The following is a 12,107-nucleotide window of genomic DNA, read 5'->3' as shown; positions in this document are numbered from 1 at the left end:
CCCCTTTATAATTTTGAGATGTCAATTATCTCTTTCATTTTATCTATTGGTAAACTTGGATATAATGGCAAGCAAAGAACCCTGTTCGCAATATCCCCAGAAACCGTTTGCAGTTCTTTTGGCTTTAAATATCCAAGATTATCCAGGGAGGGAGAAAAGTAACGTCTTGGATTGATACCATTAGTATTCATAGCTGCTTTGACCTTCATAAGCCTTTCCTTGCTCTCAAACAACACAGGAAAATAACTGTAATTATTGGTACATTGTAAGTGGCGTTTTTGTAGTTGTACATGATCCTTGAGAGCGTTTTCGTAGTAGTCCCATATTTCAGACCTTTGTTCCAATATTATATCCATTTCATCAAGAACACAAAGACCCATAGCAGCCTGAAATTCGTTCATTTTAGCATTGATACCCAGTTCTGCAATCAAATTAGAATCATTAATACCAAAGTTGATCATCAACTTAGCCCTTTCATAATCTTCTCTATTTTTGAAGATTATAGCTCCACCTTCTATAGTGTGGAAAAGTTTGGTAGCGTGAAAACTAAGCGTTGTTGCATCACCACAAGACAACAGACTTTCACCTTTATACTTGACCCCAAAAGCGTGTGCTCCATCATAAATCGTCTTTAGATTATGTTTTTTTGCAATAGACTCAATTTCTTCCACTTCACATGCATTCCCAAACACATGAACTGGCACTATTGCTGTAGTTTTTACTGTAATGGCATCTTCTACTTTGAATGGATCAATGCAAAATGTATCAGGGTCAATATCCACGAAAATAGGTTCAATACCTTCCCATACAAGAGAACTTGTGGTTGCCACGAAGCTAAATGGGGTTGTTATGGTATTACCTTTTATTCCAAGAACCTTGTAAGCAACTTGGAGTGCAAGAGTCCCATTGCAAACCAATAGTAAATTCTCTACTCCAAGGTATTCTTCCAATCTTTTAGTTAATTCCTGAACTAAAGGGCCATTATTGGTAAGCCAAGCAGTGTCATATATCTTATCAATATATTCATTGAGCTTTTTTCTATCTGGTAAATATGGTTTTGTTATATTTATCAATTTGAAACCTCTTTATATTTACGAAGGTACCAATCAATTGTTTTTACAATCCCACTTTCAAAGTCCTCATCGGCCTTCCAGCCAAGAAGGCTTTCTATTTTCGTTGCATCAATAGCATATCTTCTGTCATGTCCGGCACGTTCTTCGACATAAGTAATAAGATCTTTGTAGCTCCCATTGTTCCTTGGCTTCAACTCATCCAGCAAGTCACAGATCTTATTGGCTACGCTATTATTATTTCGTTCGTTATGACCACCAATATTGTAAGTATCTCCGACTTTACCCTTGTGATAGGTGAGATCAATGGCTTTACAATGGTCAAGAACATAAAGCCAGTCCCTAATATTTTTTCCATCACCATATATCGGAATTGGATTTCCCTTCACGGCATTTCGTATGATGATTGGAATTAGTTTTTCATCATGCTGTTTTGGCCCGTAGTTGTTAGAGCAGTTTGTTATCACAGCATTCATTCCGTATGTATGATGATAACTTCTAACTATCATATCACTACTTGCTTTGCTGGCACTATATGGAGAATTTGGGGAATAAGGAGTTTTTTCAGTAAAAAGTCCTGTTTCATCCAATGACCCATATACTTCATCTGTTGATATGTGGTGAAAGCGTGGTAGGATAGTATTCGGAGTTTTAGTGGAAGATTCTCGAATATATTGATCCTTGTACACAAATGGCTTATCCATCCAGTTCTTATAAGCCACATCAAGTAAAGTGTATGTTCCATTTACATTTGTCTTCACAAAAATACCAGGATTCTTTATTGAATTGTCAACATGTGACTCCGCTGCGAAATGTATAACTCCCTCAATTAAATATTCTTTAAAGATGAAATCTACCAGATCACGATTGCAAATATCACCTTTAATGAATTTGTATCTTGGATCGTCCTCCACTTCTTTGAGGTTATCCAAGTTCCCTGCATAAGTTAGATCATCAAGGTTTACTAGGTTATATTCCGGATACTGTTTCAAAAAGTATGGTATAAAGTTGCTTCCAATGAAACCTGCTCCGCCTGTAACTAATATATTAGTCATTTGTCAACAGCTCTTTCAAGTATGTTCCATAGTCTGTTTTTCCAAGCAGATTTGCAATCTTTAATACCTGCTCCCTGCCAATCCATCCATTATTATATGCTATTTCTTCCAGACAAGCTATCTTGTATCCCTGTCTTTGTTCTATAGTTTGTACAAAATGTCCGGCAGAGATCAAACTATCATGGGTCCCAGTGTCAAGCCATGCAAATCCTCTTCCGAGAAGTTCAACTTTGAGCTTTCCCCTCTCAAGGTATTCTATATTTATAGAAGTTATCTCAAGCTCTCCTCTATGTGATGGTTTTACATTCTTTGCGATCTCAATGACATCATTGTCATAGAAATATAATCCAGTTACAGCATAATGGGACTTTGGATTCTTTGGCTTTTCTTCTATACTGATAGCATTTTTGTTCTCATCGAATTCTACAACCCCAAACCTTTCAGGATCTTTGACCTGATATCCAAAGACAACAGCACCTTCTTGCAGGTTTGCAGATCTTTTTAACAATGGTGAAAAGTTTTGTCCATAATATACGTTGTCTCCAAGTATAAGGCATACATTATCTTCTCCAATGAACTCTTCACCGATTATGAATGCCTGAGCCAGTCCATCAGGGGATGGCTGGACCTCGTAGGAGATATCAAGTCCCCAATTCGATCCATCTCCAAGAAGTTTTTCAAAGAAAGGCAAGTCTTCAGGAGTAGATATTATGAGTATATCTCTAATACCCGATAGCATGAGGACAGATAATGGATAATATATCATCGGTTTATCATAGATCGGTAAAAGATGTTTGCTAATTGGAAGCGTCACAGGATGCAATCTTGTTCCATTGCCACCTGCTAAGATTATACCTTTCATGTTTTATTCCCCACTTTTTTGCCTGCATCCGAACTTATCTTTATTTCATAATATATTTAGTTGTGACAGATTCTATACATATAAAGAAGTTGGTATTTTGATGCATCAAAGCTACCGTATTATCCACTAGTACATCATCTGGATTATGCATGTAATACTTTGTATTATCGTAATTTCAATATCCTTACTATAAGTTCCAATCATTGGTCCTCATTATTTTCAAAATATAGATAAAATATATCTTAAAGACTTATATCCTATCATTGTGTAGAAAAAAACATGAATCTTCTGGTACTATCAACTTTGTTCATAACTACAATTCCCATATTTGTTTACTTTCTCTATATAGTTGCAATAATATTGGTAAGAGATTCATCTCCTAAAACAATTAAAAGTAATCCAAATCTCACTGTTGTTATTCCCACCTACAACGAAAGTGAGGTGATAGATCACCGTATTAAAAATCTAAACGATATTAACTACCCCACAAAAAATATCGATGTCATCGTTGTAGATGATCAGTCCTCTGATGGTACAGTTGAACTTGCAAAGGAGGCATTCGAAAAATACGGAATATCCGGAGAAGTTATTGTCAAAGAGAAACGTACAGGGACAAACGCATCGGTTAATCTGGGAGTTTCAAAAGCCAACACCGACATAGTTGTGACAACCGATGCTGACGTGACCTTTGAAGAGAATGCTCTTAATTATGCTATTGGAAGATTGTTGAGTGATGAGCAGATCGGTGCTGTATGTGGTGAACTTGAACCCATAATAAAAGAAAAATCTTTCACTACCAGCTCAGAAAAAGCATATCGAACAGTATATGGAAAAATGTGTACATGGGAAAGCAACATCCATTCAACATACTGTTTCAATGGACCACTAATTGTCCTTAAGAAAAAAGCGTTCTCACCAATCCCTGAGACCCATGGAGCATCAGATGCAGGAATGGCACTCAAGATCATTCATAATGGTTATCGATGTATTTACGAAGCAAATGCAAGATTCTATGAATACATAACAGATGACCTCAGCCAACAACGTCGTCAGAAACTGCGCCGTTCAGCAAGACTTCTTGAAGCAACACTATACAATTTAGATCTCATATCTCCAAAGTATGGGAAATTCGGACTGTTCGTTTTTCCGTTAAGATTTATGATGTTCTTTATAGCTCCGACTGCTTTTTTCACAAGTGTGATATTGTGGTCATACTTACTTGCACAAATTAATTTATTATATGGAATCATGATATGGATTGCTTTTTTCCTAGCGTTGCTATCAGGAAATGTGCGCTCTAATCTGGTATCATCTTTTATATGGCATCAGATATACTTGCTTGTTAGCCTGACACGCATGTTTAGGGGAATGCATGTATGGAAAGCAGTAGAAAGAGAAAAAGTTTGATTTTCATAAAAAGAGATGAATAGGTGAGTTGCACCTATTTTCCTTATTTCCCCCATAATCATCATCAACCCGCTCACAAGATTATATATATAATATTTGGAGTCAGATCCCATTTAATTTAAGGTGTTGCCTCCCCCTTAAATAAAAAGATATGCAGCTCACAACAGAACGATCCCAAACAACTGCAAAATACTGAAAGACCCCCATATTACCAGAAGATTGTTGACCACAAGAAAAACACCAACAAATGTGATCAAACCCTTCATCATTGCCCAAATATCGTTATTTTGCTTATCACAGGACGAAAATGAGCCCTTATAGATCCAGTAAACTATAAGGACAAAAACCAATTTTAAAGCAAAAAGCGCCCACACCCCGAACTCTGCCATTACCAAAGCCATGAACCCATTTGCCTCAACACCACAATAAAGGGCTTTAGCTGTGGTTATGAAGTCGCCCAGCACATAGAATACAAGGATGTATCTGATATCGTAAAGGAAAGCATTGAATTCTTTTACAGATTCCAGATCATGTGTGGAAAGCACTTGCTGCATAGATAATAAGATCCCATGTTCATTGTTATGTACCGTATGTCCACATATACAATGCTGATGTCCACAACGATTCCAATGATAGCTTCTGAAAGTGGCATTTAAAAATATAAGCCTCCTGAATGATAAAAACTGCAAGCTTATGTACTATTACAACAATCCCAATAATATGGAACAGAAAGAAAACAACATGGACATAACCCCTCAGCTTGCAGAAAAGGGATGTGATGCTTTCCTGATAATGGGGAACTCGAATAATGCAGATGTGTATTACACGACACATTTTCTGGCAGCGGACCCATTCACATACATGCAGACAAAAAATGGAGAAGAGACCCTTATCGTTTCCAGCATGGAACTGGGCAGGGCAAAGATAGAGTCCCGTGTCGAGACCGTACGAACAATGCAGGAATATGGATTTAGTGAGAAGATGAAAGAGAGGAAGGATGGCGAACTCGCATACTGTGATTGCCTGGCAGCGGTCTTCCAGAGAATGGGTGCTAAACACATCATGGTACCGCGCGATTTCCCCCTTTTTACGGCCCAGACACTGAAAGAACTGGGATTCACGGTCATTCCTGCAAAAAGCCCTTTCAAGGAACTGAGGACAAGGAAGGACAAGGAACAGATCGAGAAGATAAAAGAGGCACAATTTGCTTGTGAGAAAGCAATGGAAACTGCCATTAGTATGATTGCAGGGTCTGAGGTCAAAGAAGGTGTTCTATACAATAATGAAGTAGCCATAACCTCTGAGGCCATACGTGCTTCCATCGAACACACCCTTTTGGACCAGGGCTGTGAAGCAGAAAGCACGATTGTGGCCTGCGGTATAAAATCCGCAAACCCCCATTGGGAAGGGGAGGGAGAGATAAAGGCGGACCAACCCATAGTCATTGACATATTCCCCCGCAACAAAAGAAATCGCTATTTTGCAGATATGACACGAACGGTCCTTAAAGGGGAAGCTCCTGAAAAACTAAAGGAAATGTATGAAGCAGTCCATGCAGCACAGGAAGCAGCATTTGCCATCTTAAGACCAGGGATCCTTTATAGTGATGTGCATAATGCCGTCTGTGACGAGTTCGAAAAGAGAGGGTATGGCACCATAAGAAGTGATTCGAAGGTAGGTTTCATTCACTCGACCGGGCATGGCGTAGGATTGGACATACATGAATTTCCTTCTGTTTCCCAACAGGAAATAGAGGTAGAGCAAGGCCATGTTGTTACCATAGAACCAGGACTCTACTATCCAGAGCTTGGGGGTATACGGATAGAAGATATGGTAGTCATAACCGCAGATGGTTTTGAGAATCTGACTAAAATGGAAAAGGAATTTGTAGTTTGAACATTTACCCTATTATCAAAAGCTGGTGCACACATATGAATGAGAAAATTGAGGATATTGAAGCGATTATCGGTAAATACATGCAGGCAGGAGAAATACTCTCAACTGTGAGAAGTGAGGCTAAAGAGAAGGTAAAGATAGGCACGACCCTTCTGGAAGTTGCGGATTTTGTCGAGCAGAGGACCATCGAACTTGGAGGATTGCCTGCATTCCCATGTAACATTTCAAGAAATGATGAAGCAGCCCATGCCACTCCATTGATAGGAGATAAAACGGTCTTTGGAGAGGATGTGGTAAAACTTGACCTTGGCGTGCATATTGACGGCTATATTGCAGATTCGGCCATTACGGTGGATCTTACGAATGAGAACTCCGATCTTGTAAAGGCTTCCGAAGATGCGTTATATGCAGCCATTGATATAATCAAAAACGGGATAAATACTGCAGAGATAGGGGCTGTCATCGAGGATACGATCAAAGGACACGGCTTCAAGCCTATTGCAAACCTTACAGGTCATGGTGTCGGCCAATATCTCGCACATGTACCACCCAGCATCCCAAATCGCCATATTGGCCAAGGGGTGACGATCAAAACAGGAGATATCTTTGCAATAGAACCTTTTGCCACCGATGGTGCAGGAAAAGTGGCAGATGGGACCCTGACAGAGATATTCCAGGTAATTGGACACAAACCAATACGATTGCCTGCGGTCAGAAAAGTTCTCAAGGAACTGGAGCAGTACAGAACTTTGCCTTTTGCCAAAAGGTGGCTCAAGTCGGATAAGCTCGATTATTCATTGTTGCAACTTGAGAAAGCAGGAATTCTCACATCCTACCCGGTCCTAAAGGATGTTGGTGGCGGGCTGGTATCACAAACAGAGCATACGGTCATTGTCACTGACGATGGTTGTAAAGTGACAACCAAGTAAGGATAGGATAGAATGCGGTATATTCCGACATTGTTGCTGGCATTGCTCACCGTAGCCATGATAGCATCCCCCTCATCTGCCTTCGAATGGAAGAACACCATTGTCTTGGAAGAAGATGGGATGTCATGGAACTATGAAGAGAACTATTCCGGTGAAGATGTCGGAGCATTTCGTTCTTATGCGAACAAGAACGTTGGGAATGGGGATGGATATATCAGTGCATGGGAACTCATGAAGCTGGATCATCGTATACGTAGTAGGCTTTATGGTTCACTTGAAAAGGAACTGGATGTGATGTTCGACAATTCTGCAAAGAATGTAAACGTTTTTGAGGTGGATGCAGAAATATCCAGAAGTGTTCTGGGAAGTACTGACAAGAACGATAGTATCAATAACAGATATTTTGTCACATACACTTTTGAGAAGGATATTTTCGAGCTGGGAGATAGTGTGAGCTTTGATGGAGAAGCAAATACTGACCTGATCATCACAATGCCTCAAGGAATGGAAGTAATTGCCACCGAAGGCATTGATAGTCGATTTGTTGAAACAATTAACAATCGTACAGTGATTTGTGGTCATTTTGGAATTGAAGGTTTAGCAACTGTTGAGTTTAGCAGGAAAGACTGATCAACGGATGCATTCGGACATCTTCCACCATCAGCTCTTTTTGATGCGACTATCCTATCAAAACATTAATCTAAATTGAAATTGTTTTTTCAATCATGATCATAGAACAGATACCACTTGAAAATGGTACGGCCATTGGCCTTAAGTTCGACATGGGGAATGCTCCACTGCTTGTTATAAAAGCTGACAAGGGATTTGTCATGTGCGGATACCTTGACACCGAGATAGCAGAAAAGTTAGGTGATGTTGCCGCTAAGGTCAGAGGCGTTAACGATCTTGAAGATGTACTGCATACCGAAGTTATCGATGTCACAGGGCATGCGAAGGCACTTGGTGTTAAACCCGGCATGAAGGGACATGAAGCCCTTGAGCTGATGTTCTGAAAATTCTCATGTTATACGCTTTTGAACTGTCAGGGGAACACGAGGACCTGCCACGCGCAGAGGTCCTCGCCTGCCTTGACCTTGTAGAGTTGGAATATAGAGAGAGTGAATACTTTGAGCACTGCCTTGTTGTGGATATTGAAGGTGAACCACAGGAAGTATTACATAAGCTGGGGGAAGTGGCAAAAAGGATAGCAATGACACACCACATCCTGAAGGTCATAGATGTCTGCCCCACAGAAATAGAAAGCATAGTTAAGGTCGCGGAAGGATGTGATATTTCTGAGCACCTCAATGAAGGGCAGAAGTATGTGGTGCGGGCAAAACGTGTCAGGCACAATACGACCATCAAATGTGTTGATATCGAAAGACGTGTCGGAGGAGCCATATACAGGAAGGGATTCAATGCCGATCTAAAGGACCCTGATGTGGAATTCAGGGCAATCCTTTCTGAAAAATGCGTTTTGGGCAGTGTTATCGCTTCAGTGGACAGAAGTGCTTACGAAGCACGGGCACCGCATAAGAAGCCATTCTTTTACCCGGGGGTATTGCGTCCACGTGTTGCACGGGCTCTTGTGAACATGGCATTGATAAAAGAGGGAGATGTTGTATTCGATCCGTTCTGTGGAACAGCGGGGATACTCGTTGAAGCAGGCCTTGTGGGAGCTACTGTGCTCGGGCTGGAGGTTCGTTACAAGATAGCCGTTGGGGCAGACATGAACCTGCGGCACTTCAATGCAGACCAGACCATGATGATGGGAGATGCCTGTAAAGTGCCCCTAGTGGACGAGTCTGTGGATGCGGTCATTGCTGACCCGCCATACGGAAGGTCGGCAAGGATAGAGGGAGAGTCATTGCATCACCTTTACGAACACTCGTTTGCGGAGATGTCCAGGGTTTTGAAACCGGGAAAACTGGCGATAATCGTTTCAGAGATAGATGTCACTGAGCTTGTGGAAAAGGCAGGCTTTACCATAAAGGACAGATACTTGCAAAGGGTACACAAAAGCCTCACACGCAAGATAACGGTACTGCAAAAGTAAAGGGAATTTTGACCGGTGTTTCAGCATCAATTGGCCTCTTGTATCAGATGCCAGTATGCTGAAAGCTGACGGTCATATTCTTTCCGGTCTGCGTACCTTGAATCAATGACATCCCAGAAACGGAGGCTGTGATTTAGTTCGATCAAATGTGCCATCTCGTGGAAGACCACATATTCAATGAAAGATTCGGGGAGATGCATTAAATGCCTGTTGAGATTCACCCTTTTCTTTGAGCTGCAACTGCCCCATTTGGTCTTCATTTTACGAAAGGTCACTTTTTCAGGTATTACCCCAAGTTCATCAGATATGTTTTTGACATGAAACATCACAATTTCCTTAAATTCTTCCTCCGACCTATTCAGAAGTTCTTTTGAGGAAGATTCATGAATAGTAGTTGTATATTCCACATGTCTCCTGTAGATCCACAATTTATGTTTATGGAGAAGCTCTTCGGGTTTTTTGAAATTTAGAGGAACCGATACCTCCAGTTTGCCAGAACTATATTTCAGTCTTGGGGCCTTCACCCTACCATAGTTGAGACTATAAGGAATATCCAGCCCATTGAGACTAATAGAATGTGCCGTACTCATAGTAGTTCATCGGAAGATTCCGAAGGGAACAGATGACTGAGTATATCTGCCATTACCCGGTAGCGAACAAGATGATCGTGCACGCGCTCATGTGCTCTTCGTATTGCATAGCCATCTTCGACCCATTCGAGAGGGATCGGATACTTCACATCCATGAGAACCAGACCATAAGCTTGTGCCGGTTCAAGCCCTTCTTCATATGATTCCGGATCTAGCATCTGAGCAAGCCACTCTTCGTCACGGACCCCGCTTCCCACCATCATCAAAGCAGACACTATCTTGCGAACCATGTTCCAAAGGAAACTGTTAGCTTCGACATCTATGCGGGTTAGATTGCCACTGACCCTTATATCAATACGTTCAACGATCCTAACGGTCCCCTTACATTCCCCCCTAGAAGTACAAAAATTAGCAAAATCGTGAGAACCAATAAGGAGCTTTGATGCGGAACGGATCTTGGAAATGTCGAACTGCTCGCCATACACTATATAACGATAGCTGCGACTTAAGGCATGTCTTCGGGGATCGAAATTATCAGGAACTATCGCATGCGCCCATGCCCAAACGGTACCTGGAAGTATGGAATTTATAACACGGGGCATTGCAAGGTTTGGTGCATCCGTGTCGAAGGCCACTACCTGCCCCATGGCATGTACACCTGAATCGGTCCTTCCTGAAGTTCTAAAATTAGCTGATCGTGGATCTTCTATAATCCCAAGTTCTTTCAATGCTTTGAAAAGTTCGCCTTCCACGGTCGGATCATTAAGCTGGACCTGGGACCCGCGGAAATTCGACCCTATGTATGCGATTTTAAGTGCAACTCTCATGGAATCACTTATGGCACATATGGAACTATCACTATAATATAGTTCCGATTTAAATTAGTAATTCCTATTTAAATTAGTAATTTCTTTATAAATGACGGACAGTTGAAATATCCTAATTAAACATGATATTTCTATCCATTGTTTATTTATGCCGTAAAGTTAAATAACAGATAATACAATTTGTTGTAAATTTTTGAGGCGAAACTATGATATCAAAACAACAAATCTCTGAGATACTCAGCAAATATGATCTAAATGATCTTGCTATTGCAACTGTTTGCTCACACTCAAGCCTCCAGATATTCGATGGAGCACGAAAAGAGGGACTAAGAACAATAGGGATTTGTGTGGGTCAGCCACCACGTTTTTATGATGCATTTCCAAAAGCAAAACCTGACGAGTATATTGTCGTAGAAAGCTATTCCGACATACCAAAGATAGCGGAAGAACTTGTCAGCAAGAACGCTATTATAATACCTCACGGCTCTTTTGTTGAATATATGGGTACAGAGAGTTTCGCCGAGTTAGCCGTACCAACCTTTGGGAACAGGGCAGTGCTTGAATGGGAGTCTGACAGGGACAAGGAAAGAGAATGGCTTGAAGGCGCAGGTATCCACATGCCAAAGATAGTCGATCCTGAAAAGATCGAAAGCCCGGTAATGGTCAAGTACCATGGTGCAAAGGGTGGCAGGGGATTCTTTATTGCCAAGGACTATGAAGAGTTCAAGCAATATATTGACCCTAACGAGAAGCACACCGTACAGGAATTCATTGTCGGCACACGTTATTATCTCCACTTCTTCTACTCCCCAATAAGAGAAGAAGGATACAAGTTAAGCGAAGGAATACTTGAGATGCTCAGCATGGACCGCAGGGTCGAGTCGAACGCTGACGAGATATTCAGGCTCGGATCCCCGAAGGAACTTGAAGACGCAGGCATTCACCCTACATACGTAGTTACAGGAAATGTCCCACTTGTCGCAAGAGAATCCCTTTTGCCACGCATATTCTCACTTGGAGAGAAGGTTGTTGAGGAGTCCCTCGGCCTGTTTGGCGGTATGATCGGACCGTTCTGTCTTGAGACCGTGTTCACTGACAAACTTGAGATCAAGGTCTTTGAGATCTCAGCCCGTATAGTTGCAGGCACCAATCTCTACACATCAGGCTCTCCCTACTCAGACATGATCGAGGAAGATCTTTCCACAGGAAAGAGGATCGCACAGGAAATTAAGTTGGGAGCCAGGACAGGCAAGCTGGACCTTATTTTATCATAAATGCCCTTGCATTTTTCATAAGCGCCATTGATGCGGCACTCGGCCGGAACTCAATGGCATATTTTATATTTTATCATTGTAACGATGAAGGATGTGTTACAAAAATGCAGTATTGCAACCATACGTGTACCACTTCAAAGA

The 12,107-nt window shown here is 41.3% G+C and carries 13 protein-coding genes; 7 read left to right on the top strand and 6 right to left on the bottom strand.

Going from position 1 to position 12,107, the window contains the following annotated elements:
- Positions 1-5 precede the first annotated feature (5 nt).
- Genes PBV53_RS04430 through rfbA form a run of 3 tightly spaced genes read right to left on the bottom strand, consistent with a single transcriptional unit; the run spans position 6 to position 2,987 of the window.
- Positions 6-1,073, bottom strand: a complete 1,068-nt coding sequence (locus PBV53_RS04430) for a DegT/DnrJ/EryC1/StrS family aminotransferase (protein ID WP_270095974.1) — start codon at positions 1,071-1,073, stop codon at positions 6-8.
- Positions 1,070-2,125, bottom strand: a complete 1,056-nt coding sequence (rfbB, locus tag PBV53_RS04425; RefSeq protein WP_270095973.1) for a dTDP-glucose 4,6-dehydratase — start codon at positions 2,123-2,125, stop codon at positions 1,070-1,072. Before rfbB ends, PBV53_RS04430 begins: the two co-directional genes overlap by 4 nt.
- Positions 2,118-2,987 carry a glucose-1-phosphate thymidylyltransferase RfbA gene (gene rfbA, locus PBV53_RS04420; protein WP_270095972.1) on the bottom strand — a complete coding sequence of 290 codons (870 nt, stop codon included), beginning with the start codon at positions 2,985-2,987 and terminating at the stop codon, positions 2,118-2,120. Before rfbA ends, rfbB begins: the two co-directional genes overlap by 8 nt.
- Positions 2,988-3,266: 279 nt before the next feature.
- Between rfbA and PBV53_RS04415 the strand changes: the two genes are divergently transcribed.
- The gene (locus tag PBV53_RS04415) at positions 3,267-4,394 is read left to right on the top strand and encodes a glycosyltransferase (protein ID WP_499846409.1); all 1,128 of its coding nucleotides are present in this window, start codon (positions 3,267-3,269) and stop codon (positions 4,392-4,394) included.
- 158 nt (positions 4,395-4,552) lie between these two features.
- On the opposite strand, the gene PBV53_RS04410 is transcribed toward PBV53_RS04415, so the two are convergent.
- The gene (locus PBV53_RS04410; RefSeq protein WP_270095970.1) at positions 4,553-4,948 is read right to left on the bottom strand and encodes a DUF5658 family protein; all 396 of its coding nucleotides are present in this window, start codon (positions 4,946-4,948) and stop codon (positions 4,553-4,555) included.
- Positions 4,949-5,114: 166 nt separating this feature from the next.
- Between PBV53_RS04410 and PBV53_RS04405 the strand changes: the two genes are divergently transcribed.
- The 5 genes from PBV53_RS04405 (at position 5,115) to PBV53_RS04385 (ending at position 9,275) form a co-directional block, all read left to right on the top strand.
- Positions 5,115-6,290, top strand: coding sequence for a M24 family metallopeptidase (locus PBV53_RS04405; RefSeq protein ID WP_270095969.1), 1,176 nt, complete (start codon positions 5,115-5,117; stop codon positions 6,288-6,290).
- Between the two features lie 35 nt (positions 6,291-6,325).
- On the top strand, positions 6,326-7,219 hold the full coding sequence (gene map, locus PBV53_RS04400) for a type II methionyl aminopeptidase (protein WP_270095968.1): 894 nt from the start codon (positions 6,326-6,328) through the stop codon (positions 7,217-7,219).
- 12 nt (positions 7,220-7,231) lie between these two features.
- Entirely contained in the window at positions 7,232-7,849 is a 618-nt protein-coding gene (locus PBV53_RS04395) for a hypothetical protein (protein ID WP_270095967.1), read from the top strand.
- A gap of 95 nt (positions 7,850-7,944) precedes the next feature.
- Complete coding sequence (locus tag PBV53_RS04390; protein WP_270095966.1) at positions 7,945-8,232, top strand: YunC family protein; 288 nt, start codon at positions 7,945-7,947, stop codon at positions 8,230-8,232.
- An 8-nt stretch (positions 8,233-8,240) separates the two neighbouring features.
- Complete coding sequence (locus PBV53_RS04385; protein ID WP_270095965.1) at positions 8,241-9,275, top strand: THUMP domain-containing protein; 1,035 nt, start codon at positions 8,241-8,243, stop codon at positions 9,273-9,275.
- A 26-nt stretch (positions 9,276-9,301) separates the two neighbouring features.
- On the opposite strand, the gene PBV53_RS04380 is transcribed toward PBV53_RS04385, so the two are convergent.
- Positions 9,302-9,865 (bottom strand): M48 family metallopeptidase, encoded by a 564-nt coding sequence (locus tag PBV53_RS04380; RefSeq protein ID WP_270095964.1) that lies wholly within the window; start codon positions 9,863-9,865, stop codon positions 9,302-9,304.
- Positions 9,862-10,692: a tRNA pseudouridine(38-40) synthase TruA gene (gene truA / locus PBV53_RS04375; protein WP_270095963.1), complete on the bottom strand. Its 831-nt coding sequence runs from the start codon at positions 10,690-10,692 to the stop codon at positions 9,862-9,864. Before truA ends, PBV53_RS04380 begins: the two co-directional genes overlap by 4 nt.
- A 206-nt stretch (positions 10,693-10,898) precedes the next feature.
- On the opposite strand from truA, the gene PBV53_RS04370 reads away from it, so the two are divergent.
- Entirely contained in the window at positions 10,899-11,966 is a 1,068-nt protein-coding gene (locus PBV53_RS04370; RefSeq protein WP_270095962.1) for a formate--phosphoribosylaminoimidazolecarboxamide ligase, read from the top strand.
- Positions 11,967-12,107 lie beyond the last annotated feature (141 nt).

The organism is Methanococcoides alaskense, from assembly GCF_027594145.1.
Classification (GTDB): domain Archaea; phylum Halobacteriota; class Methanosarcinia; order Methanosarcinales; family Methanosarcinaceae; genus Methanococcoides; species Methanococcoides alaskense.
This window is presented reverse-complemented; position numbering and strand designations above follow the sequence as displayed.

What these genes read in the sequence shown, in the direction of transcription:
- rfbB (WP_270095973.1), bottom strand. Translation starts at nt 2,125, where the DNA reads ATGACTAATATATTAGTTACAGGCGGAGCAGGTTTCATTGGAAGCAAC.
- rfbA (WP_270095972.1), bottom strand. Translation starts at nt 2,987, where the DNA reads ATGAAAGGTATAATCTTAGCAGGTGGCAATGGAACAAGATTGCATCCT.
- PBV53_RS04415 (WP_499846409.1), top strand. Translation starts at nt 3,267, where the DNA reads ATGAATCTTCTGGTACTATCAACTTTGTTCATAACTACAATTCCCATA.
- PBV53_RS04410 (WP_270095970.1), bottom strand. Translation starts at nt 4,948, where the DNA reads ATGCAGCAAGTGCTTTCCACACATGATCTGGAATCTGTAAAAGAATTC.
- PBV53_RS04405 (WP_270095969.1), top strand. Translation starts at nt 5,115, where the DNA reads ATGGAACAGAAAGAAAACAACATGGACATAACCCCTCAGCTTGCAGAA.
- map (WP_270095968.1), top strand. Translation starts at nt 6,326, where the DNA reads ATGAATGAGAAAATTGAGGATATTGAAGCGATTATCGGTAAATACATG.
- PBV53_RS04395 (WP_270095967.1), top strand. Translation starts at nt 7,232, where the DNA reads ATGCGGTATATTCCGACATTGTTGCTGGCATTGCTCACCGTAGCCATG.
- PBV53_RS04390 (WP_270095966.1), top strand. Translation starts at nt 7,945, where the DNA reads ATGATCATAGAACAGATACCACTTGAAAATGGTACGGCCATTGGCCTT.
- PBV53_RS04385 (WP_270095965.1), top strand. Translation starts at nt 8,241, where the DNA reads ATGTTATACGCTTTTGAACTGTCAGGGGAACACGAGGACCTGCCACGC.
- PBV53_RS04380 (WP_270095964.1), bottom strand. Translation starts at nt 9,865, where the DNA reads ATGAGTACGGCACATTCTATTAGTCTCAATGGGCTGGATATTCCTTAT.
- truA (WP_270095963.1), bottom strand. Translation starts at nt 10,692, where the DNA reads ATGAGAGTTGCACTTAAAATCGCATACATAGGGTCGAATTTCCGCGGG.
- PBV53_RS04370 (WP_270095962.1), top strand. Translation starts at nt 10,899, where the DNA reads ATGATATCAAAACAACAAATCTCTGAGATACTCAGCAAATATGATCTA.